This window comes from Psychromonas aquatilis, assembly GCF_038155185.1.
In the GTDB taxonomy this organism is placed as follows: domain Bacteria; phylum Pseudomonadota; class Gammaproteobacteria; order Enterobacterales; family Psychromonadaceae; genus Psychromonas; species Psychromonas aquatilis.
In genome coordinates this window covers 1-25,272 of the sequence record NZ_JBAKAZ010000048.1, presented here as the reverse complement: position 1 = coordinate 25,272, position 25,272 = coordinate 1, and the positions used below count along the sequence as shown (strand labels likewise).

Annotated in this window: 20 protein-coding genes and 1 pseudogene; 20 read left to right on the top strand and 1 reads right to left on the bottom strand. The window is 34.7% G+C overall.

Annotation, left to right across the window (positions count from 1 at the left end; translation table 11 throughout):
* Window positions 1-160 precede the first annotated feature (160 nt).
* Window positions 161-1,012, bottom strand: a complete 852-nt coding sequence (locus tag V6256_RS11845) for a class I SAM-dependent methyltransferase (RefSeq protein WP_341598427.1) — start codon at window positions 1,010-1,012, stop codon at window positions 161-163.
* Between the two features lie 266 nt (window positions 1,013-1,278).
* On the opposite strand from V6256_RS11845, the gene V6256_RS11840 reads away from it, so the two are divergent.
* From V6256_RS11840 to rfbA, 20 genes and pseudogenes are all read left to right on the top strand, one after another.
* Window positions 1,279-2,496, top strand: a complete 1,218-nt coding sequence (locus V6256_RS11840) for a CDP-glycerol glycerophosphotransferase family protein (RefSeq protein ID WP_341598426.1) — start codon at window positions 1,279-1,281, stop codon at window positions 2,494-2,496.
* Window positions 2,497-2,506: 10 nt separating this feature from the next.
* Window positions 2,507-2,902 (top strand): FAD synthase family protein, encoded by a 396-nt coding sequence (locus tag V6256_RS11835; protein ID WP_341598425.1) that lies wholly within the window; start codon window positions 2,507-2,509, stop codon window positions 2,900-2,902.
* 14 nt (window positions 2,903-2,916) lie between these two features.
* Window positions 2,917-4,098, top strand: a complete 1,182-nt coding sequence (locus V6256_RS11830) for a CDP-glycerol glycerophosphotransferase family protein (protein ID WP_341598424.1) — start codon at window positions 2,917-2,919, stop codon at window positions 4,096-4,098.
* A gap of 56 nt (window positions 4,099-4,154) precedes the next feature.
* Window positions 4,155-4,919, top strand: coding sequence for an ABC transporter permease (locus tag V6256_RS11825; protein ID WP_341598423.1), 765 nt, complete (start codon window positions 4,155-4,157; stop codon window positions 4,917-4,919).
* 1 nt (window position 4,920) lies between these two features.
* Window positions 4,921-5,664, top strand: coding sequence for an ABC transporter ATP-binding protein (locus V6256_RS11820; RefSeq protein WP_341598422.1), 744 nt, complete (start codon window positions 4,921-4,923; stop codon window positions 5,662-5,664).
* 15 nt (window positions 5,665-5,679) lie between these two features.
* Window positions 5,680-8,157 carry a CDP-glycerol glycerophosphotransferase family protein gene (locus tag V6256_RS11815; protein ID WP_341598421.1) on the top strand — a complete coding sequence of 826 codons (2,478 nt, stop codon included), beginning with the start codon at window positions 5,680-5,682 and terminating at the stop codon, window positions 8,155-8,157.
* A gap of 675 nt (window positions 8,158-8,832) precedes the next feature.
* Window positions 8,833-9,018 (top strand): annotated as a pseudogene (locus V6256_RS16440) (hypothetical protein); the annotation flags it as partial.
* 12 nt (window positions 9,019-9,030) lie between these two features.
* Entirely contained in the window at window positions 9,031-10,053 is a 1,023-nt protein-coding gene (locus V6256_RS11805) for an acyltransferase family protein (protein WP_341598420.1), read from the top strand.
* A 509-nt stretch (window positions 10,054-10,562) separates the two neighbouring features.
* On the top strand, window positions 10,563-11,519 hold the full coding sequence (locus V6256_RS11800; protein ID WP_341598419.1) for a UDP-glucose 4-epimerase family protein: 957 nt from the start codon (window positions 10,563-10,565) through the stop codon (window positions 11,517-11,519).
* A gap of 7 nt (window positions 11,520-11,526) precedes the next feature.
* Entirely contained in the window at window positions 11,527-12,087 is a 561-nt protein-coding gene (locus V6256_RS11795) for a sugar transferase (RefSeq protein WP_341598418.1), read from the top strand.
* Window positions 12,088-12,163: 76 nt separating this feature from the next.
* A complete protein-coding gene (locus V6256_RS11790; protein WP_424141062.1) occupies window positions 12,164-14,059 on the top strand; it encodes a polysaccharide biosynthesis protein in 1,896 nt (631 codons plus the stop codon).
* A 377-nt stretch (window positions 14,060-14,436) separates the two neighbouring features.
* Window positions 14,437-14,631 (top strand): hypothetical protein, encoded by a 195-nt coding sequence (locus V6256_RS11785; RefSeq protein ID WP_341598415.1) that lies wholly within the window; start codon window positions 14,437-14,439, stop codon window positions 14,629-14,631.
* Between the two features lie 352 nt (window positions 14,632-14,983).
* Window positions 14,984-16,000: a UDP-glucose 4-epimerase GalE gene (gene galE, locus V6256_RS11780; protein WP_341598414.1), complete on the top strand. Its 1,017-nt coding sequence runs from the start codon at window positions 14,984-14,986 to the stop codon at window positions 15,998-16,000.
* Between the two features lie 375 nt (window positions 16,001-16,375).
* Window positions 16,376-17,491 (top strand): UDP-N-acetylglucosamine--undecaprenyl-phosphate N-acetylglucosaminephosphotransferase, encoded by a 1,116-nt coding sequence (gene wecA / locus V6256_RS11775; protein WP_341598413.1) that lies wholly within the window; start codon window positions 16,376-16,378, stop codon window positions 17,489-17,491.
* A gap of 133 nt (window positions 17,492-17,624) precedes the next feature.
* Window positions 17,625-18,794, top strand: coding sequence for a nucleotide sugar dehydrogenase (locus V6256_RS11770; RefSeq protein WP_341598411.1), 1,170 nt, complete (start codon window positions 17,625-17,627; stop codon window positions 18,792-18,794).
* A 694-nt stretch (window positions 18,795-19,488) separates the two neighbouring features.
* Window positions 19,489-19,884 (top strand): hypothetical protein, encoded by a 396-nt coding sequence (locus V6256_RS11765; protein ID WP_341598410.1) that lies wholly within the window; start codon window positions 19,489-19,491, stop codon window positions 19,882-19,884.
* Window positions 19,871-21,622, top strand: a complete 1,752-nt coding sequence (locus V6256_RS11760) for a polysaccharide biosynthesis/export family protein (RefSeq protein ID WP_341598409.1) — start codon at window positions 19,871-19,873, stop codon at window positions 21,620-21,622. The genes V6256_RS11765 and V6256_RS11760 overlap by 14 nt, the downstream gene beginning before the upstream one ends.
* Window positions 21,623-21,746: 124 nt before the next feature.
* A complete protein-coding gene (locus tag V6256_RS11755; RefSeq protein ID WP_341598408.1) occupies window positions 21,747-22,535 on the top strand; it encodes an ABC transporter permease in 789 nt (262 codons plus the stop codon).
* 64 nt (window positions 22,536-22,599) lie between these two features.
* Window positions 22,600-23,976 (top strand): KpsE/RkpR family capsule polysaccharide export protein, encoded by a 1,377-nt coding sequence (locus tag V6256_RS11750; protein ID WP_341598407.1) that lies wholly within the window; start codon window positions 22,600-22,602, stop codon window positions 23,974-23,976.
* Between the two features lie 147 nt (window positions 23,977-24,123).
* Window positions 24,124-25,029, top strand: coding sequence for a glucose-1-phosphate thymidylyltransferase RfbA (rfbA, locus tag V6256_RS11745; RefSeq protein ID WP_341598406.1), 906 nt, complete (start codon window positions 24,124-24,126; stop codon window positions 25,027-25,029).
* Window positions 25,030-25,272 lie beyond the last annotated feature (243 nt).

Genomic DNA, 25,272 nt, shown 5'->3' with positions numbered 1-25,272 from the left:
TAACTACAAAGTTATTTCTTTTATTATTTACATTATCAAGGGAGGCTGAAGCCACTGCCCCGAAGTAAGCAATGAGTGTAGTAATACACCATTTCAGATAAAAGTATCGCAGATAAGGCAGAAAATCATTACTCTGCCTCGGAATAGCCTATATTAACAATTAGCCTTCTGTAATAACCGTTCTTAAACCGTAATCTAAAATCTTACCGGTTGTGCTTTTAACACTTAACGTGGTGACTTGAACCTTTTCACCGTTACACAGCTCATTAGTAATCTGACGAATACGGTCGGCATCCAAACGTGGTGAGTAAGTATTAGCAACAATAAATCCACCTTTAGCACGCAGTGCTAATGCGGCTTCAATTAACTCAGGGAATTTATTTTCAATCTTCCAGCGCTCTTTTTTAGCACCAATACCAAATGCTGGTGGGTCCATCACCAAACCTTGATATTGCTTACCACGTTTAATTTCACGCTGTGCAAACTTCAATGCATCTTCTAATACCCAATGTACATCAGTGAGCCCCGAAGACTCCATATTTTCTCGGCCCCATTTAATGATCTGTTTAACAGAGTCACAATGTAAAACCTCAGCACCTTGATCTCGAGCAACCAAAGTTGCAACGCCGGTATAAGCAAATAGATTTAAAAAACGGTCACCAGATTGTAGATTATCAGCAATAAAGTCCCAGTTGGCACGTTGCTCAGGAAATAAACCAACATGTTTAAACTTCGTTAAATGCAAATTAATAGTAATGTTATTAAATTGAATCTGCCAATCATGCGCTAAATTACCTTGCAAAGATTTCCACTCACCGGCACTGCTACTACTTTCAACAAACTCAAAATGCGCCTTCGCTAACCACTGCTTTTTCGATAGTACAGGTTCATAATAAGCATTAACTTCAGGACGAATGGTGATCACATCACCCCAACGTTCTAGTTTTTGGTTATTACCAGCATCAATTAGTTCATAGTCATGCCAAGGAAAGGTGAAAGTTCTTTTTATCATAGGTAACTTAAATTTTTAATTAAGGAATAGGTTAACCTGATTATATCAATCAAATACGAATATTTCAGGAAATCATCTGATTGATTACGTCTTAAAGAGCCATCTTTATTTATTCAATAATAACCCCACAATGTTAATTGAATTGCTGAAAAAATGTGTCTCTGTTACCATAATGGGCTGTTTACAATAAATTGACATCCTACATTCGAAGAATAGGGGCGGTTACTTGTGCCAAAAATAAAAGTTAATAAAGAGAGAGCGATACTGTGAAAAAATTAAAGATGGCAGTTAAAAGGTTGTTATCTAAAACAGGTTCCCTTGACCTTTTTATTAAACGTGCTTATATCTGGGCCACGGTTTTTAGCTATAAACTGCGCTATTTTCTTATTCAAGTGAAGCCAAAGCAGATCATATTTGAAAGCTTCCAAGGGAAATCAGCATCAGACTCTCCCTATGCACTATATTTACAGCTTCAAAAATCGTTACCTAATGCAAAGTTTATCTGGGTATTTGCTAATGACAATATTACAGACTTCCAAACTTTACAAAAGCAAGCTAATACACATTGTGTCATCCGAGGGACGAAAGCGTACTTCCAAGCATACGCATCAAGTCAATATTGGATTGTTAACTGTAGATTACCGTATCGATTATTAGCGAGTTCAAAGCAAACCGTTATTCAATGTTGGCATGGTACTCCATTAAAAAAACTGGGAATGGATATCAAGGTAGAAAACCATCCAACATCGAGTTTAAAAGCAATGCATTTTGCATATCAATGGGAAGGGCGTCGTTGTGATTACTTCCTATCTCCTAGTGCTTATGCCTCAAGCTGTTTTATTAGCTCTTTTGGTCTTGATAAGAATCAAATCGTAGAGTTAGGTTATCCAAGAAACGACAGCTTATTTCGCTATAAAGATGATATCGAATATCAACAAGCTATAAAGCAAAAATTAGGTATAGAAAAAGATAAAAAAGTTATATTATACGCGCCAACTTTTAGAGACGATGACTTCTCTAATGGTAAGCATACCGCAATAAATAGACTTGATAATGATGCATTTAAAGAACAATTTAAAGATGTTCATTTTTTATTTAGAGGACATTATTTTGCTAATGTTGAGTCAAAAAAAGATACCGGCTTCCTAGATGTATCTGATTACCCTTTGATTAACGATTTATTGCTAATTGCAGATGAAATTATTACTGATTATTCTAGCTTGTTCTTTGATTATTTAATTTTAGAGCGTCCGATGTACTTTTATATGTACGATAAAGATAAATACTTAAACGATATCCGTGGGACCTATTTAAATGTTGATACCGATATGCCAGGGCCTGTTGTAGAACGTCAGGAGGATCTGTTGCATGCAATGAAAGAGATGAATTATACAATAGAGCAGCAAAATAAATTTAATCAACTATACAACCTCCATGAAGATGGGAAATCATCATTTCGTATCTTTAATACTCTTATTAAGTAGGTAATAAATTATGACAAAACGCATTATTACATTTGGAACATTTGATGTTTTTCATGTTGGACATATTAATATTTTAGAACGTTGTAAAAGCCTTGGTGATACGTTGATTGTAGGTGTATCAAGTGATGCCTTAAATATGAGTAAAAAGCAAAGAAACCCTATATACCATGAAAATGATCGTATTAAGATTGTTCAGTCTCTTTCCTTTGTCGATGAGGTGTTTATTGAGCACTCATTAGAAAAAAAGCGTGAATACATTGAGTTTTACCGTGGCGATGTTCTGGCGATGGGTGATGACTGGAAAGGGCGTTTTGATGAATTTTCAGATATCTGTGAAGTCGTGTATTTTCCTCGTACCCCTTCTATTTCAACATCTGAAATTATTGAAATAGCGAAAAGTATTTAATGAAGGCTTAAAGGGTGAATAAGAATCGCTATTTAAAATTAAGAGCCTTTCTGTTTATTAAAGGCTCTTTTTTTTCGCTATTAAGTTTTTTTATTAAACGAGAAAACAAAAGAATTATCTTTAATTCTGAGTTTAATACTGAATTTAATCATAACTCTAAATACTTATTTTTATACTTTCTGAAACATTATAGAGAGTTTGAAGTACGTTTTGTGATCAACGAGCCGTTACTTCAAGAAAAATTAAATAAAGAAATAGGGCCTTATTTTATTGATACTCATAGTTTAAAAAATATATTTTATATTTTAAAAGCTAAAGTATGGGTGACTTCTTCCTTAGAAACGCCAATTAGCGGTATTTGGCAAAGTTATCATCGCTATGTCTTCCACCTTGGGCATGGTGCACCTTTAAAGCGTATTGGACGTGCGGAAAGGTACGTGAATTGGAAGAAAGCACTTTATTATCGTTTCATAAAACTAAACTTTAGTTATTTTTTCTCTACCTCTGAAGCATTTTCAGAAACGTGGAGAGCTTGTTTAAATTTAAAAAAAGAGCAAATAGTGGTTGCTGGACAATCGAGAAATGAAGCGATAAACACAACGCAAAACACCGATTCAAATGTGTTGGCACTATTACCACCACAGCGTAAGCATATCTTGTATGCTCCAACGTGGCGCCCCTTCGATGATACTATTTTGTTTCCTTTTTTTGATTTTGATTCTACAGAGTTAGATGCGTTTTTAGAGGAAAATAACATCACTTTACATATGCGTTGTCATCCTAACTTTGAATCAGAACTACCGGCTAAGCTTAAAAAAATAACCAACTTAAAAGTATTGTCACGAGAAAAATTAACCGATATTAATGATGTTTTAGGACGGTTTGACTTGCTGATTACAGATTATTCAAGTATCTATATTGACTTTTTATTAACCCAGAAACCACTTCTGTTTTTGCCTTATGATTATGATAAATATAAAGCAAAAATTGGTTTTACAATTCCATATAATGAGGCAACTCCTGGGCCGAAACCGGAAACTCAAAAGCAATTTATAATCGAGTTAAAACGCTTATTAGAGGAACCGCAATATTATAAACAAGAAAGAGAAGATACGAATGATTGGTTGAATGTTGTGCAAAATAATCAATCAAAACAAAATGCATATTTAATTTTTAAATTGATAAACAACAAATAATTTTTAATTTAATGTAAAAAGTTATTTTTAACATTAAAAAAATAGGTGTAAATAAATTGAATAAAAAAGCTATTTCAAGAAACTTATATATTCTTTATACATTGGCGCATTTAAAGAAAAAAGCCAAAGTTAGAGGGACTCTTTTCGGCTATTTCTGGTGGATAATTGAACCTATGATGTTAATTGCTTTATACAGTTACGTTGTAGGGATGATCTTTGGTCATAAAGGCACAGATCAAATCCTGATGATCGCTGTCGGGGTAACACTTTGGAAGTGGTGGAGCATGAGTATGTCTTCAGGAACAAAGTCATTTAGACGATATAAGGATATTGTATGCCAAGTTAAAATGCCTTTGCCTATTTTGCCAGCCTCGGAAGTATTTGGTGAAAGTTATATGTTTTTCTTCGCCTATTTATTGTTACAAACTGCTTTATTGTACTTAGGTTTTGTTCCTGATGTCTTAGCGCTTCTATTAAGTTTTGCCATTTCAACCCTTGCGGTCAGTGCGTTATCGCTTGCATTGGCAATGCTTAATGTGTTTATTAGGGATACTGATTTTCTTGTTAAGTTTGGATTAAGAATATTGTTTTATATTACCCCTATTATTTACCCTGCGAGTCGCGTGCCAGAGAACTTCCAATTTTTAATTGAGCTAAACCCTTTTGCTTATTTGATTACTTATTATAACAATGCGCTTATTTATACTGATCGAGTCGAGTATGGAAATATGTTTTATGCGCTTGTTGTTTCTGCTATTGCGTTGTTTTTACTAGTGCGTCTTTGTAAAAAAATAACTCCTCAAATTATCCGGAATGTTTAATATGAACAATGACAAAAAATTAGTCGTAGAACTTGAAAATGTCACATTAAAATATGCTCAGAGCACTAGTTTTAATTTAAAGCGATTTTTTCTGTCGAAACATGAGCGAAAAAGGGTTGTGTCCAATTCTAATGCCAGCCGAGAAGATGCCCTAAGTGATGTCTCAATCAAGTTTTATGAAGGTGATATTGTTGGTATCGTCGGGCGTAACGGCGCCGGGAAATCGACTATTTGTAAGGTTTTATCTGGGGTATTAGAGCCTACAACAGGTAAGTTTCACTCTAACCTTGGTATTGGTGCCTTATTGTCACTTAAATCTTTTTTTACAAAAGAATTAAGCGGGTTAGATAATATTTATTTAATAGGGGCATTATTAGGAAAAAATAAAAAAGAGATAGAAGATAAAATTGAAGACATTATCGATTTCTCTGAATTAGGAGATTCTATTCATAAGCCAACAGAAACCTACTCTAGCGGTATGGTCTCAAGATTGGCTTTTTCGATTGCGACTTCTTACCGTAGCGATATTTTAATTATTGATGAGGTGTTAAGTGTTGGTGATAAATACTTTAAAGAGAAATGTAACACTCGAATGAAAAGTATCATGAAAGAGTCGAAACTCATCATTATCGTTTCACATTCAGATTCCGATATAAAAAATATGTGTAATAGGGCTATTTACTTGGATAAGGGACAAGTAATAATGGATGGTTCTGTTGATGAAGTTATGAATAAATATAAATAATAAAAGGTAGAGTAAATGATGTTTGCATCAATAATAATATTGATTTTGTGTGTGATTTTAAATATTTTCATTTCACTATTTATCATTAAAAATACAAAATTAATTAATAAGCTTGAACGAGGCCTTAAAAGGGTTTTCGCTGGAAAAATGTTCAACATGGCATTTTATGCTTTTTGCTTCAAGTGGTTTACAGTTAAAGAAAAGGTTGTTTTATTTGAATCTCACTTAGGGAAAGCTCTATCTGATAATCCTTATCACCTTTTAATTACTTTGTTAGAAAATGATGAGTTTAAAAATTTCAAATGTGTTGTTGTTAGTGATAAAAATGATTTTATTTCTAATGAAGCATTATTACCTCACCTCAATAAAGTTAAATTTGTTAAATACAAAAGCTTCGTATATTGCTATTACTTAGCTTGTTCTAAATTTTTAATAAATGACTCGACTTTTTCCTATCAATTTATTAAAAGGAAAGAGCAAGTATATCTGAATACTTGGCATGGAACCCCTTTGAAAACAATGGGGAAATATATAGGTGATAATCCATTAGCTTTGAATAATACGTTACGAAACTTTTTACATGCAGATTATCTCTTAGCTCCGAATGAGCAAGTTTTATCAATGTATGAAAATGATTACATGCTAGATGGCATAATAAATAAAAAAATCATTAAATCTGGCTACCCAAGAAACTCAGTTTTTTCTAATCCATCTAATAATAAAGATATGATGGAAAAGTTGGATATTCTGGGAAAGAAGATTATCTGTTATATGCCAACTTGGAGACCATCTTCCAATAAGTTAGAAGAACAAGCATATATTGATAAGGTATTGAAAGATATTTCTTATATATCTAACAATTTGAATGATGATTCACTTCTTTACGTTAACCTTCATTACTATGTTAGTGATGCTTTGGATTATGATAAATTTGAGAATGTATTCCCTTTTCCTGAGCAATATGAAACATATGAGTTCTTAAGTATTGCAGATGTTCTTGTTACTGATTACTCAAGTGTATTGTTTGATTATGCTAAGACAAATAAAAAAATAGTTCTTTATTGCTTTGATTATGAAGAATATTCTTCAAAAAGAGGGTTTTCAATTAATTATTCTGATATTCCATTTCCGAAATGTGCATCATTAACTGATTTGATGGAAGAAATTAACAGTAATGAAGTTTATAATTCAACTGAAGAGCATCAAGCATTTATTAAGAAATACTGTCCGTTGGAAGATGAAAACTCAGCATTACACTTGCTAGACTTTTTACTCTTAGGGAAGAAACCTGAGTTTGAAATATATACGACGAGACGGAATGAATCATTAACATTAATTTACAGTGGACCATTTTTAAAGAATGGTATTACAACATCGTTGCGTAACCTATTATCAAACACAATTGAAAGTGAAACAAAGTTCGTATGTAACTTTATATCAAAAGGGGTTAAAAAAGAAAATTACCCAACAATAACAGAGTTAGATAATAAAGATGCGTACATTCCCATTATTGGTCGTATGACGTTAACTGTATTGGAGAAAATTGTATTTTTCTTTATTAAGGATAAAGCTAATCAGCGATTTGATAAGTTTAAATCTTGTATTTATAAAAGAGAGGTGCAGCGGATTTACGGTGAATGTAGTTTCGATAATATTATTCACTTTACTGGTTATGATAAAAAAACAGCCGCACTTTATGAATATATAAAGGGAAATCGAACCATCTTTGTTCATAACGATATGAGGAAAGAGTTAATAGTTAAGAATAATTTCAACTCTAACTTTATTTTTAGAGCTTGGGAACGTTATGATAATATAGCTTTGGTTCGTGATTCTTTGAGGAGTTCAGTTTGTGAGCTATTACCTTCAGTGTCGGATAAGCTAAAAGTAGTACATAATACAGTGAATTTAAGTTCACCCTCTGAGTTATCGGAAGCTCCTTTAAATTCATTAGGATTAGATATAGAAATATCTTTAGCTTTAAGTAATTCAGCGACCAAAAAGTTCATTACAATTGGACGTTTCTCTCCCGAGAAAGGACATGATAGATTAATAACTGCTTTTGAGAAAGTAGCAGAAGTCAATCACGATGTTGAGCTTTTTATTATTGGTGGGTATGGTAGGTTTTATAAGAAAACCTGCGAGCAAGTTTTGAATTCCCCATTTCAAAGTAAAATACATATTATTTCATCATTGCAAAACCCTTACCCAGTCCTTAAAAGTTGTGATGCATTTGTTTTATCTTCATTTTATGAAGGATTACCAATGGTATTCTTTGAGGCAATACAAATGGGGTTACCAGTAATTTCCACAGATATCGATGGACCATCTCAATTTTTGAAAAGTGGTTATGGCGAAGTTGTGGATAATTCTGTAACTGGTTTGTTTTATGGTATGCAAAAATATTTAGATGGGCATATTGAGCCTACTGAGTTAAGCCTTGTTGATTTTAATAATAAAGCAAAAGCTGAATTCATAAGTTTAATTAACTAATCTTTTGCTTTGTAAGTATTGTTTTGTTTATTAATTTTTTAGCCGAGTTCTATTTCGACTCGGTTTATCAGCACAACTCTATCATTGCTATTTCTTTTTTCAAAAGGTTAGGCGCGGCGCTAAAGTTACGCTTAACTGAGATAATTATAAACAATAGGCAGGTTCATCAAATGAATATGGTGAAGACTTAGTGTTATACCGTTTATGTCATTGGGTTACTAATAACTTACGTTCTCAACTAGTTGATACTGCTATAGTCCAACAATTTATTGGATATGAAAAATACTGGGGCTAGATAATCGATAATCATACTGGTCGGTCTGAATTAAAGGTTGTCAGATAGATAATGGATAAACAGCCTAAAATTTAAAGGTATGTTCGGCAATAAGTTACTTTTGCTTCTATTCTGGTCTAATTGAGCCGGACACTTTAATTATGGACGATGATATCCACCATCGGGGGGGAGGATGAATACAAAACGTCAATACAAAATATATACCAGTGAGTTCAAAGCTGAAGTACTAGCATTAATTAACGAGTAAGGTTATATCGTTCAAGAAGCCACATCTGCTTTAGGCATAGCTTAGAATTAGCTTTACTATTGAAAAGTAGAAGAGCAAGTAAATTCAACCGTTTATTTAGTTGAACGCGCTTTGCAAATCGCGATTAACATTAGGCACCCTAAAGTATGAATGGTTATTAAATGTAATGCATTTAAAACAAGAATCAATGAGAGAATATGTTGAAGAATATATTAGTTACTACAAAAGACTGCATACGACGCTTGGTGATTTAACACTAATTAGCTATGAAAGAATACATAGTCAGGTCCCACTTATACTTGACCAAAATATTATATAGGATTGAAATATTATGAATTCGTCATTAATAAGTAAGACTGAGTCTAACTTTATTAAAGGTATTGCAGTGATGTTGTTATTGCAACATCATTTATTTGCTTTTGATAATAGAATTCCTGACTTAAATAATTTGATACATATGTTCAATTATTATAATTTAGAAAAAATTATTGGTATTTATGGAAAAATATGCGTACCTATTTTTCTTTTTATTAGTGGGTATGGGTTTACTGTCAGTAACAAAAGAGAGGAAAAATATTACCTTCATAAAATAATAATGATATACAAGGCAGTAGCTTTGGTATTTTTCATATTTATACCTATATGTTTTTTTATATTTCAAGATCCCAAGATAAGTTTAAATATTAAGCTATTAATATCAAACTTTTTTGGTTTTTCATCCTCATTCAATGGTGAATGGTGGTTTCTTCTGCCATATATATTGATGGTTATGTTGACCCCGTTATTGCAACGTACTAAAAAATATACGTTATCAATATTAGCAATCTCACTGGTTTTACATCAAGTCGACGGATATGGTCTTTGGGGGCAGTTTTTATATTGGCAACCAGCGTACATTTTTGGCTTCATATGTGCCGTTCATAGAGAATATATAAATAGGGTTTTATCCAAACAATATATTTCAATTATATTTACTATTTTTACATTTTTAGTTGTCAAACTATGTTATGACCAATGGAAAGTTGAAGGGTTATTGTTCACAACCCCGTTAGCTGTAATTTCAATTGTATTTATATCTAGAATTACGCCTTGTCTTATAAGGAAAGTAATTCAAGATATAGGAAGTAAATCTTTGTTTATATGGCTTACTCATTCATTCTATTGTTATCATATAGCGAAGAATTATATTTATTCACCTAAATATACAATACTTATACTACTAAACTTATTAGTCATTTCTTATATATCAGCGCTTCTTCTAGAAAAATTAGCATCATTGATCGATATTTTACTATTTAAATTTAACCTTCGAGTTAAATTTCTATTTGCTAAGTCTAATAATAAGAGCGCTTGATGTTTTTATGTGAAATAAGTATCTAATAGGATTTAGTAAATATTTATTTTAAGGCTATGTTCAACACTGATACTTGTTATTAATAGACTTGGAGGCGTTAATTGCTAATTACAAAAATTTGGTAGCTGTGTGAAAGTGTAATTTGTTCAGTATTTTATACCTCTAACTCTTTGTTTTTATTCGTTATTACAAGTCTTGGAACTGTAGGTTTACCATCTAAATTAAACATTTCTTTGCATTAATTCACCTTTTTTATAGTTCACTTGTCCATTTTCTAGTTAATCTTTGATAAGCAAGTGGTTAAATACATCCCAAAACATTAACCACACGCTAAAAATGGCCTATAAAGAAGCAGGGGATTGATTCCATTATTGGTTACCGCTAATAACGTTTATTTATTAATCCCTTAGCTATATGAATAAAAACAAAATAGCGAATAGCAGTAAACATATACCTTACTTACTGATAAAATAGAGATTATTTATATTATCGTTGATAGGCTTATTTCTTTGAAAAAAATCTTTATTACAGGTGCAAATGGTTTTGTTGGGCGCTTACTCGCATCCACTATGGCCTTGGACAATACTGCTACTATTTTAAGATCTACTCGTAGTAACACCTGCAATGATGGTGATATTTCCGTCGACTTTTCAAAAGCGTTTAATATTGCAAATCACTTAAGTGAAGTAGACGTTATTATTCATTGTGCTGCTCGTGTGCATGTCATGAACGATAATGCAGATGATCCGCTTGCTGCATTCCGCGCCGTGAATACACAAGGAACATTGCGTTTAGCGCAACAAGCTGCTGAATCTGGTGTTAAAAGATTTATATTTATCAGCTCAATCAAAGTAAATGGAGAATCAACAGAAATAGGTCGCCCATTTACCCCCCATGACAATCATATTCCAGTTGATCCATACGGCTTGAGCAAATACGAAGCCGAAGCTGGATTACGTGAAATTGCGCAACAAAGTGGGATGGAAGTGGTAATTATTCGCCCACCTTTAGTTTACGGACCAGGTGTTCAGGGGAATTTTCTATCAATGCTGAAATGGATGAACAAAGGGTTACCTTTGCCTTTGGGTGGCATTGCAGATAATAAACGCAGTTTAGTTTCGTTGAGTAACTTAGTGGATCTGATCATCACCTGTATAAAGCACCCTAACGCAGCCAACCAAACTTTCTTAGTGTCAGATGATCATGACTTATCAACCACGCAATTACTCGCTTACATTGCCCAAGCACTCAAAGTATCAAAGCGGTTGTTACCAATACCAAGTTCATGGCTAAAACTGGGGGCTAAGCTAGTCAATAAACCGGCAATATCAGAGCGCTTATGTGGCTCATTACAAGTTGATATCTCTCATACTAAAGAGCTGTTAAACTGGGCGCCACCAAACTCTCAGGAAGCATCCTTAAGAGAAACGGCAAATCACTTTTTAGCACATCATCAGAAGAAATAAACATCATATGGATCATTATATTATTCGAATATTAGACTTTGCGTTTGCACTTGTTGGGCTTTTATTGGCTTGGCCGATTTTAATCTTAGTCGTGATAGTAGGGTATTTTGATACCGGCTCTCCGATATTTGTGCAACAACGAGTGGGGAAAAATAAAAAAGCATTTAACTTAATCAAATTTAGAACCATGTCAGTGGGGACGCAATCCGTTGCCAGCCATTTAGCCAACAGTGCCTCAATCACTAAATTTGGATTATTTTTACGTAAATCAAAGATAGATGAGCTACCGCAACTGATTAATGTATTAAAAGGTGAGATGAGTTTTGTTGGGCCAAGACCTAACTTATTTAACCAAACAGAACTCATTGAAGCGCGTGATAGTCGAGGTGTTTACAATGTGCTTCCTGGCATCACTGGGCTTGCGCAAGTTAACTGTATTGATATGTCGACACCAGCATTATTAGCTAAAACAGATTTAGAAATGATCCAAACGTTAAGCATCAAACACTATTTTAAATATACTGTGATGACGGCAACGGGAAGTGGATCAGGTGATCGAGTTCGATAGGAAAGTTTAATAAGTACCTTACAATGTGAAGCGTCATTTTTTACTTGTATTGTACTTTTGTTTAAAAAAGGGTCTTATGAGTATCATTAATTCTATTTTATCGGCACCAAGAATATATAAGCGGGCGATCAGTCTTTGCATCGATATCCTCTTTATCAATATTTCTTTTTTCGCGGCCTTCTATACCCGTATGAGCTACATTAACCTGTCTGGTTATGAGCTATTGCTTTTTGTTTTAACCGGGTCAACATTATTTCTGTTTACACGTGTCGGCTTATACCGCGCTATTTTGCGTTACCTAAGTGTGCATGCATTACTGACCATTGTATTAAGCTGTATCAGCTCTGCTCTACTAATGGTTGTTTCTGGATATTTCTTGGACGTCTTTATTCCGAGAACGATTCCTATTATTTATTGTGCTTACCTTATTTTACTCTGTGGTGGCGCAAGATTATTTGTACGTATTTTAGTTTCTCAAAGTCTTTGTAAACGCAAAAAACGAGTAATTATCTACGGCGCTGGTGATTCTGGTCGTCAGTTAGTTAACCTATTACGTCAAGGACACGAATTCCACCCAGTTGCATTCATTGATGATGAAAAACGTTTATTCAAAACGGTGGTTAATGGCCTCACGGTTTTTAATAGTAAAAACTTAGCTGCGTTAATTGCTAAAAAACGCGCTTCAATGGTTTTATTGGCAATGCCTGGAGCAAACCGCACTGAGCGTAAAAAAATAATCGATTCATTAGTGGATTTACCCATTGAAATAAAATCGATCCCTAAGTTCTCAGACCTATTATCAGGTGCAGCGACAATTGACCAATTGCGCGATGTACCTATTGAAGATCTATTAGGACGTGAGCCTGTACCTGCAAAACAACCTTTACTGGAAGCCAATATTGTCAATAAAGTCGTGATGGTAACAGGGGCTGGTGGCTCAATTGGCTCTGAGCTATGTCGACAAATTATCCTACAAGGGCCAAAAGCACTGGTTTTATTTGAATTATCAGAGTTTGGCTTATATAAAATAGAAAAAGAGCTGTCAGAACTGATTGCAGAAGAAGGCTTAACCGTTACCTTAATTCCGCTATTAGGCTCTGTACAACGTTTAAATCGCATCACTATGGTACTAAAAAGCTTTAATGTCCAAACCGTATTCCATGCTGCTGCTTATAAACATGTACCATTAGTTGAAAACAATGTGGTTGAAGGGGTGCGTAATAATGTTTTTGGCACCTATTATGCGGCATTAGCAGCCATTGAAGCCAAGGTGGAGTCGTTTGTATTAATCTCTACCGATAAAGCTGTGCGTCCAACGAATGTGATGGGGGCGACTAAACGCATGGCTGAGTTGGTATTACAATCATTAGCAGAAGAGCAAACAACCACACGTTTTTGTATGGTGCGTTTTGGTAATGTACTAGGCTCATCGGGCTCGGTTATTCCATTGTTTAAACGACAAATTAGCAAAGGGGATTACGTCACCATCACCCATAAAGATATTATTCGCTACTTCATGACTATTCCTGAAGCCGCGCAATTAGTTATCCAAGCGAGTGCATTAGCAAAAGGGGGGGATGTCTTTGTATTAGATATGGGAGAGCCAGTAAAAATTGTCGATTTGGCAGTGAATTTAATTAAATTGTCTGGGCTCGAAGTAAAATCAGAAAGTAACCCATACGGTGATATTGAAATTCGTTACACTGGTTTAAGACCCGGTGAAAAGTTATACGAAGAACTATTGATTGGCGATGATGTGCATAAAACTGAGCACGAGCGAATCATGACTGCAAAAGAAAACTTTCTTCCTTATTCAATGTATGAGGGAATTTTGGCTGAATTAGATGATGCCTGTCATCACTTTAACCATGAAAAAATTCGAGATATCTTATTGTCTACACCAACAGGATTTAACCCTACTGATGACATTGGTGATCTAGTATGGAATGCCAATAATAACAGTAATATTTAGATTTATTTAACGTTAACGGTGTTTTTTTAAACATTTCTTGTGCTCTCTTTACAACACTATGGCATATTAAGTATTGTGAAAAGGGCATTTTTACTGATTTTAATCCTGTAAAATGCTAAAAATACCAAATAAGTTGTTTTATCGTGACTTATCACCACACTTAAATGCTGAATAGTTACAAAAAAAGAGTAAAATACAATTGAAATTGCTTAATGTAGAGTACTTAACATGTTATAGAATGCATATTAGCGCTCAAAGCGATATATCATTAATCTTAAGTTCATTTAAATAAGATTAATGCTTTAATTAATTTTTAACGAAATGGTCATGTAAATATTTAATACAACCATTTTAACCAAATAAGGTACCAATTTAATATGTCGGGTTTAAACAACCAAGAGAACAATCCAAACAGTGATCAAAACCAACTTAAAGCCTTACTAGAAAAGCCAGTTGAAGATTTACCTTTAATCTCGCTTTATCGTATCCGTTACCTAGCAACTGAATTAGGTATGGACTCAGTGGTAACACATGCTCAACAGTTAATCGACAAACGTAAACTAACGTTATAATTACCCTGATATTGGGAGAGCGACTCTCCCAATAAAGCGATACACCATCAATAAATAGTGTTTATCTGCTTTAAATGGCGGTCTTTAACTTAAGGAGCAATCCCTTTATAAGTTAAGTGGCCGCTACTTTTAATCATTAATACAAGCTCAACGTTCGTGGTCAGATTTTCACTCCCGCTCGATACTATTTATCCTCCTTTTATAAACTACTAAGTACGGTTTACGCTAAATATGCCTATTGTCAGAAAGCTTATTAGCTTGATCGTCAGGTGTAAAAATTTATGTAACTTTTTAAGCAAAAGAGTAACATTAAATACCAGTTAAGAGATTCACAATAAATAAAGGGAAGATGATGACGATTTTAGTAACAGGCGGAGCAGGTTATATAGGCACACATACAGTTGTATCGCTATTAGAAGAAGGTCAACAAGTTATAATTGTTGATAATTTATGTAATGCCTCGCTAACTTCCTTAGATAGAGTCAAAGAGATAACCGGAAAAGAGCCCATTTTTTATCAGGGTGATATTTTAGATAAAGCCTTTTTAGATACCGTTTTTGCTAAACATAATATCGACTCAGTAGTTCATTTTGCAGGCTTAAAATCAGTTGGAGAGTCAGTAAGTAAACCTGTTTCTTACTATCAAACAAATGTGCAAGGTACATTAACATTGCTAGATGCAATGAAAGAGGCGGGCGTTTTTAAACTCGTTTTCAGTTCATCAGCAACAGTTTATGGTGACCCAAGTACATTACCTATTCGAGAAAGCTCACCAGTGGGTAAAACGACCAACCCTTATGGAACCTCAAAATTAATGGTAGAAATGATCTTAGCAGATGTTGCTAAGTCAGATCCTCGTTGGGCATTTGTTATTTTACGTTATTTTAACCCGGTCGGAGCCCATATCTCAGGACTGATCGGAGAAGATCCAAACGGTATCCCAAATAATTTATTACCCTACATTGCTCAAGTAAGCGTTGGAAAATTAAAAGCATTAGGCGTTTTTGGTGATGATTATGACACAGCAGATGGAACAGGCGTACGTGATTACATTCATGTTGTCGATTTAGCCTTAGGTCATTTAAAAGCGTTAAAACGTATTGAAGATGAAGCAGGGTTATTCACTTATAACCTTGGAACGGGCAATGGCTACTCAGTGTTAGATATGATCAAAGCCTTTGAAAAAGCCAGCGGTAAAACCATACCTTATAACATTTTACCACGTCGAGATGGTGATATTGCTGCTTGTTACGCTGCACCTGAAAAGGCATTAACAGAACTGAACTGGAAAGCTGAGCGTGGCTTAGATGACATGATGGAAGATACATGGCGTTGGCAATCAAATAATCCAAATGGCTACGAAAAATAAAGCTTAAAGTCTACGGTTTAAGTAATGCAAAAAGGGAAGTTATCTTTTAGCTCTAAGAATATGTAAGAAGCTCTTGTTGCCTAGGAGCTTTTTTCGTTTAAAAAGATGTTATTCAAATCATCGACGATCACCTCAAACTATTATGCCAACTAACTTGATAATAAAAATATTAACCTGGCCTTTTATCCAAACAACCTAGATACATTGGTAAACTTAATGATAACCTATCTAGGATATCGGAAAAGGTAAGAAGGTTTCTCTCTAAAATTGGATTTTTTACTCCTTTGGGTTGTTTTTTTTAAAGGGGGAGTAGTAACCTATTGTAAATAATAGATTTTTTATAATTTTACTTATACTATTAAGCTGATTTTTTCTATGGATGGACATTTCATTATTAATATCTTCATTGATCTACTATTTCTTTTTGCATTTTCCTTCTCAATGCTTTTTCTACTAAGAAAAGTCGCAAGACACCCGCGTATCGGTTTGGTCGATAACCCTGACCAGCGAAAGAACCATCAGGGAGCAGTCCCCTTGGTAGGTGGAATCTCTACTTTTTTATCAATAACCTACTTTCTATATAACAATATTGCTCTGTTCCCCCATAGTTATTTATACCTTTTTTGTATTACAGTATTAGTCGTCATTGGCGCTTTAGATGACAAATTCGATATTAGCTTTAAATTGAGAATGGCGGTACAAGCGATCCTCGCCTTGTATTTTATTCAAGTATCAGGAATGCAGTTAACCGAACTTGGCGATTTATTGGGTTTCGGCAATATTGTTTTACCAGACGCCATCGCGAAAATAGTGACAGTATTAGGCGTATTAGGAGCAATCAGTGCATTTAATATGGTTGATGGGTTTGATGGGTTATTAGGTGCGTTAGCGTCGACCTCCTTTATTGGTTTAGCTATTCTTTTCTCGATTGCAGACTTCGAACAATATGCCTATTTATGCCTGGTATTTATTATTGCAATGTTGCCTTATTTACTATTTAACTTAGGTTTTTTGGGGAGAACACGTAAAGTATTTATGGGGGATTCTGGTAGTATGATGATTGGTTTTACCATTATCTTTATGTTGATATTCGCAGTGCAATCAACTCCTGAGAAGCAAACAATGCGTGTTGTTACCGCCCTATGGTTAATCACTTTACCCTTAGTCGATATGACGGCAATTATTTATCGCCGAATCCGTAAAGGTAAAAGCCCCTTCGAAGCAGATAGGGAGCATCTTCATCATATATTCGATAGAATTGGTTTTACCCCAAAACAAACATTAACAACGATTACTTGTATTTCATTATTGTGTGCAATGGTAGGAATCGTAAGTGAAATTTATCAAGTTGCTGAATATATAATGTTTTATTTTTTTATTGCCTTTTTTATTGTATATACAGTGTTATTGAGTCACATCTGGAAAGTGACTAAAAGAATACGTTCAATAGCTCGTTTAAAACGCATCAAAAAACGCATCAAGCAAGTTTAGTGTCTTAATAATGAACCTTGAAAGCTGTGCCATGTGTTTATCTTAAATATTCAACCTTTACTAAGCTGATTTAGCGAAATAAATAACGTATCATTAACTTTTAAATTATCACTTCAACTGTAGAGAATGAAACATGAAAAAAATTGCTGTTGCCGGTACCGGCTATGTTGGTTTATCAAATTCCGTATTATTAGCTCAACATAATCAAGTCATCGCAGTTGATTTAGTGCCTGAAAAAATTGAATTATTAAATCAAAAAAAATCACCAATAGTGGATCGAGAAATTGAAGATTTCTTAGCGAATAAACCACTTAATTTTACAGCGACATTAGATAAAGAGTTGGCTTACAAAGATGCTGATTTTGTCATCATCGCCACGCCAACCGATTATGATCCTGAAACAAACTACTTTAATACGGTTTCTGTTGAGTCGGTTATCAAAGAGGTAATGGAAATTAATCCAGATGCCGTTATGGTGATAAAATCCACTGTGCCAGTAGGATATACAAAAAACATAAAAGAAGAGTTCGGTTGTGAAAACTTAATTTTCTCACCAGAGTTCTTACGTGAAGGTCGCGCACTGTACGATAACTTATACCCATCTCGTATCGTGGTTGGTGAGCAATCAGAGCGAGCTGAAACATTTGCTAATTTATTAGTAGAAGGTGCAATTAAAAAAGATATCGATGTTTTATTTACAGATTCTACTGAAGCTGAAGCAGTAAAACTGTTTTCAAATACCTATTTAGCGTTGCGTGTTGCTTACTTTAATGAGTTAGATAGTTACGCAGAAGTGCACAACTTAAATGCGCGTCAAATTATAGAAGGCGTTGGCTTAGACCCTCGCATTGGTAATCACTACAACAACCCATCTTTCGGTTACGGCGGTTACTGTTTACCAAAAGACACTAAACAATTGCGTGCAAATTATAAAAATGTACCAAATAATATTATCGGTGCAATTGTTGATGCTAATACGACACGTAAAGACTTTGTCGCCGATTCAATCATAGCGAAAAATCCAAAAGTGGTTGGTATTTACAGATTAGTAATGAAAGCCGGTTCAGATAACTTCAGGTCTTCAAGTATCCAAGGGATCATGAAGCGTATTAAAGCCAAAGGTATTGAAGTGGTGATTTATGAACCAGTATTCGAAGGTGAGCACTTTTTTAACTCCAAAGTAATCAGCTCTCTTGATGAATTCAAAGCGATGTCAGACGTCATAGTATCTAACCGTATGGTTGATGAAATTCAAGATGTTAAAGATAAAGTTTACACCCGAGATCTATTCGGTAGTGATTAACCTGTAACCTCCTACAGAAAGCCACCACCCCGAAGAATACCTTCTTATGGGGCGGTGACTTGATTTATTTCGAGTCTGTTGTCTCATATATTCGGGCGGTGGGCGAATTAAGCGTCAGCTTAGTCTCATGGGCGGAGGAGCTCTGCGACTCCTTTTTTTAGTCTCCCTTGTAGGTGCAAAGAATAAAATAGCCACTTCATTAGTTACCTTGCTGCACTTCAATTAAACGTTCTTTATTCGGGGCGGTGGCTTCAGCCTCCCTTGTAGATGCAAAGAATAAAAGAGTCACTTCATTAGTTATCTTGCTGCATTTTACTTCGATGAATTTTGTATATGCCTTTTGTTTTGACGCAAGCAGGGAGACTAAAGTCACCGCCCCTGGGTAGGTTTTTGTATTTGATGCAGCAGGGAGACTAAAGTCTCAGCCGGGAAAGTTTTTTATTTGAGGCAAGTATATAGTTAAAGTTACTACCTCGATTAAAGAAAGCTATAAAATAGTAAAAAAGTGTTTTTATTAAAGTGATGAATAATAATGATATTTGTTACTACAAATATACTTTTACATTTGCTACTCTGTGGCAATAAAAATGTGTTATAAAGTAAATTATATTATATTATTAACCATAAATAAGTAATCGGTGTTGAGTCCTAATTAAGTAATGCCACTCCGCTAACAAAAGTGAAACGAAAATAAATGCCAAATATCTCAATAAAAATTGCTGTTGTCATCAGCACATTGATCATTGCAGGTTGTAGTTCGAGACCTCGTGAAGTAAATGCATCACTGCCATTAGTTACACCTACAACACAAACTGTTACCGGAAAAGCGATCCCAGAAAAATATTGGTCAAGCCTTTCTTCTGCAGGCGTTACAACACTAACTCATGAAAAATACCAAATTACACTTTCCCCTCTATATACCTCAGCTTTAGGAAACTTATGTCGAAAGTTAACATTAGTTGATCAAAACAAAACACAAATGAAACGAATTGCCTGTGAACTGTCGTTAGTCAATGCCAATAACCAACCCTATAAAGCCTGGTTCTTAGAAAAACAAATAATAGAGACGAGTAGCTATGTTGAACTGTAATCCATTCATAAATATATCTTCTAAGCTACTGTGTAAAGTAAGCATATTCAGCTTATTACTACTAACTACAACTGCCAATGCCGCATTTGAACCAAGCACAGTCGATACACAAGTTAATACGGCAGATATCATCCCTCAAATAGAATCAGTAAAACCATCACCAGACGTAGGCTCATATCAAACCCAAACACGTAAAGGCGTATTATTACCAGGTGAAGTACCTGTTAGTGAACTATTACCGCCTTCAGGTGAAGATAATCCACCGCCATACGGTGCTAATTTATTTGCTGGTGGATACGAATCAGAACGTGTCGATGGTTTAAATGACAATTATCTTATTGCAGCTGGTGATAAAATTAATATTTGGATTTGGGGAGCCGTTAGTTATGCTGATCTGGCTACCGTAGATAACCAAGGTAATATTTTCATTCCTGAGATTGGTCCGATTAACGTTTTAAACGTCCCAGCAAGTGATGTAAACAAATTAGTCAGCTTAAAGATCAAAGAAATTTACACTAATAATGTTGAGGTTTACGTTAACTTATTAAGTGCAACTCCGGTTAGTGTTTACCTATCGGGTGCTATTATTCGTCCAGGGCAATATGCCGGAATGGCATCTGACAGTATTTTGTATTTTCTAAAAAGAGCGGGTGGTATTGATTCAGACCGCGGTAGTTATCGGAGTATTCAAGTCATTCGTAATAATAAAGTCGTTCAAGATATTGACTTGTATAGTTTTATTAAAACAGGTCAATTACCAACTATTACCTTTAAAGATAAAGACGTAATACTGGTTAAACCACAAAAATCAGCGGTTAATGTATCAGGTGGTGTTAAAAACCCATTTCGATTTGAGCTTCTGAATAAGCAAACATCAGGTGCGGAGCTAGCACAATACGCATTACCACTAACAAAAGTTAGTCACGTTGGTGTTTATGGCAATCGTCCAAGTGGTCCTTTCTCAGTATACTTAGCTTACGAAGATTTCTTAAAATTTGAGATTCAAGATGGTGATAGCTTGGTCTTTAATGATGACTCTCATGCACAAGTAATTGATGTTCAGGTAAGCGGTAGCTACTTAGGCCCTTCATATTTCGCTGTTAAAAAGAGCACGCGTTTACATGACCTATTAAACTATATTCCAATTAACCCAGAGTTAACAGATTATAAGTCAATTTACATCTTACGTAAGAGTGTTGTTGAACGTCAAAAACAAATTTTAAACGATTCATTAGATAGACTTGAGCGTAGTGTATTTACGGCACCTGCTGCGTCTGATGGTGAAGCGTCAATTCGAACGCAAGAAGCGGCATTGGTAATGCAGTTTGTTGAGAAAGCACGAAAAGTACAACCGCTTGGTAAAGTTATCGTGTCAGATCAGGGAGTAACCGCTAACATTTTGCTTGAAAAAGGTGATCAAATTGTTATTCCTCATTACACAGATCTAATCAATATAGGTGGCGAAGTACTGTTTCCACAAGCGGTGGTATTCAACCCTGATGCAAAAATAGACGATTATGTCGCTTGGGCGGGAGGCTTTACCGAAAGAGCGGAAGACGAGCGTATCTCTATTGTGCGAGCTAACGGACAAGTTATTTTTGATAGCAATGCTAAAATACAACGTGGTGACCAGATATTAGTATTGCCTAAAGCAGATACTAAAATTATCCAAGCGATTAAAGATATTACACAAATCATCTACCAAATCGCAGTGGCAGCTAACGTAGCGATTAATTAAGTATAATAATAAGTAATTAATAGCAATCTCAGGGGAGGCAGTAACTTCTAAGAAGTGAAGTCTTCCTGGCATTTGTTTCTATTTTAATGAGATGAACAATGGCAGTTAAACATGGTTTTAATTTATGGCGGTAGTTAAAAAACGTTCAACCCTTGCCGTTTGGTGCGATGTCATTTTTGCGATATTTTTAAGGGAAATAAAAAATCAATCTACCGATAAAATTGGATTAATTTGGAGTGTTGTATCGCCATTAATTATGATTGCGGGTATGACGGCAATGCGTACCTTTATGTCAGGTGGTGGTGACACACATACCATGCCAACGATGTTCTTTATGGTTTACGGTATGATTTTCATACAGTTTTTCTTGACTACATTAAGCGCAGTCAGTGGAGCAATACACAAAAATAAACCCTTATATGCTTTTAGACAAGTACAACCTATTAGTTCAATTATAGCGATAGGTATATTTGATCTACTAATTAAGTTATTTGTTGTGTTTGCCGTGGTAATTATTTGCTTTATCGTAAAAATAGATATTGAAGTGCATGATCCAATCTCTATCATATTTAACTTTTTTAAAGTTTGGTTATTAGCAATTAGTATTGGAACTATGTTGGGTTTAGCTTATTGTTATATACCCGAGTTAAAAAAGGTACAACAATTATTAACTCGACCTTTATTTTTTATATCCGGTATCTTTTTTAGTTTGCAAGATATCCCAAGAGAATATTGGCATTATCTAGATTGGAATCCGCTATTGCATGCCGTGGAATTAACCCGTTATGCTGCTTACCCCAGTTATGGGAGTGACGGTGTTAGTTATTTCTTTTTAGATATGTGTACACTATTAAGTGTTTTCTTTGCTCTAGCGTGTTATCACATCAGCTGGAAACAAGCGATAAGTAGATAAACTATTTTTTTGATGTGATGTTAAGACCAGCATCAATACTTTTAACTTTAATGATAAGATGACTATGCCAGAACAGCGATTTAAAGAACTACGAAAAACACTTAAGCCAGAGCAGTTTAATAGTGTCAGTTTTTTGACCCAAAAAGCAGAAGAATTGAAGGACTCAGATCCTAAGTTATCTGCACGAATCTTGTTACGGGTAAAAAACTTAAAAGAATCGCAACAAAAGAGCGGTGAAATAATAACTAAAACGAGCCAATCTAAATCAGTAGAAAAAAAAGCTGCGGATGCCGAACACAATAAACAAGAGTCTAAATCACCTAAAAAAACAACAACTCAACAACAAAAATTAAAAGCATTATTTTTAAAACCACTGATATTAAGTGTGGTATTACCCTCATTGATCTTTGCTTTTTACCAAATTGTAATAGCAACCGAGCGTTTTGAAAGTCAGGCAAAAGTGATCGTACAGCAGCCTGATGCAACGGCAACAATGGATGCCAGTATGGCATTGCTGTCAGGTTTTGGTGTGCAGGCAACGGGAAGCGACCCTGAATTAGTTAAAGCTTATATTTATTCTAATGATATGTTGCAATACCTAAATAAAGAATTGGACTTAAGAGCGCATTACAGTAATTCAAGTATTGATTATTTTAGTCGTATCCACGAGTCAGATAGTAAAGATGCTCTATTTGCATATTATGAAGATCATATAGATGTTATTTTAGATGAGAAGTCTGGCGTCATAAGCATTTATGTACAAGCCTTTGATAGTCAATTTGCTCAACAATTAAATGATAAAATAGTACAAAGAGCGGAATGGTTTATTAACTCTATTGGTCATCAACTGGCCGATGCTCAGTTGAAATTTATGGAAGGTGAGTATAAAAATGTTGAGCAAAAATTTGCAAAAGCACAAACTAACTTACTGCAATTTCAGCAACGTTATAATTTACTCGATCCTGAAGCAGAAGGGACAGCAGTTCAGCAGGTTGCTTATGGCTTAGAAGGGCAGATCGCAACTAAAGAAACAGAGTTAAAAGCGTTGCAGTCGATCATGAGTAATAGCTCCCCACAAGTTAAATCACTTAAAAACCAGTTAAAAGCACTTCAAGAGCAATTAAAAAATGAACGAGATAAATTAGCTGAAACAGGAACTGATGAGCTTTCTGTAAGTGAAATATTGGCACGATTTACGGAATACAAGGTGAATATGGAGCTCGCGTTACAATCTTATACTTCTGCCCAAATATCTTGGGAAAAAGCAAGAGTGGAAGCTTATCGTCAGCTCAAATACTTAATTGTAGTAGAAGAGTCAACCTTAAGTGAAGACAGCAAATACCCTGATGTTATATATAACGTTAGCTTGTTTGTGTTATTACTCAGTTTAGCTTTTGGGATTGTTAAAATTGTGATCAGTACCATTAAAGAGTTAAAGTAAAAAGTTAAATAAATTGAAACCAATGCAACTAAATTAAAAATAATTATACTAATGACTAACTTAATAAAAGCATTCTCAAATAAATAGATAATTGGCTTGTTAATGCTTTATTTTTATATAAATATTAATTAAAGAAAAAGGGACAACATGGTTACTAACCCATTAAATCGAAAAGGGATTATTCTTGCAGGCGGCTCAGGTACACGTCTTTACCCTCTCACTAAAGTTGTAAGTAAACAGTTGATGCCGGTTTATGATAAACCAATGATCTATTACCCGCTGTCAAACTTATTTATGGCAGGCATCACTGAAATACTGGTTATTGCAACACCGCTTGAATTACCGCGCTTTAAAGAGTTGTTAAAAGATGGCTCTCAATGGGGGGTATCCATTGAGTATGCAGTACAGCCAACACCGGATGGCTTAGCACAAGCCTTTTTATTAGCCGAAGAGTTTCTTGATGGCTCTCCAGCTGCGTTAATTTTAGGTGATAATTTATTCTATGGTCATGATTTAGCAAAATCATTACAAAAAGCGAATCAGCAAGAAAGTGGTGCTACTATTTTTGGTTACCATGTTTCTAACCCAACATCTTACGGTGTGGTTGAATTTGATGAGCAAGGTAAAGCGATTTCAATTGAAGAAAAACCTGAGCAACCAAAATCATCTTATGCAGTACCTGGGTTGTATTTCTTTGATTCAAAAGTAGTTGAATATGCTAAAAATGTTAAGCCTTCTCCTCGTGGTGAATTAGAAATTACTGATATTATCGACCAATATTTAGATAGTAAAACCTTAAAAGTAGAGGTAATGGGGCGAGGTACTGCTTGGTTAGATACAGGAACATTAGATGATCTATTAGATGCCGCTTTATACATCCGTGCTATTGAAAAGCGTCAAGGCTTAAAAGTATGCTGCCCAGGTGAAATTGCATTCCGTATGGGATACATAAATGCAGAAGGCATTAAAAAACTAGCGGAACCATTGAAAAAATCAGGTTACGGTGAATACCTACTCAGCTTATTAGAAGTGAGAATATTACCAAGTACTTAGTTTGGGTTTTAGGTATAAGTTGCAAGGTACAAGTTAAAAGGTACAAGGCAAAAGATTAAAACATGTACCACTAAGGCACGAAGAACCACTAAGAAAAGCAAATGATTGTTAAAAGAAAAAGCAGTTCTTTTTTCGGTTTATATTTAGGTTTAGCTTGAAACTGGTTTTTAGTTTTTTACCTTAGTGCCCTCTGTGAAGCGAAGCGCTTAGTGGTTGTTTTAAAGGTGTTGATTTTATCTTGAA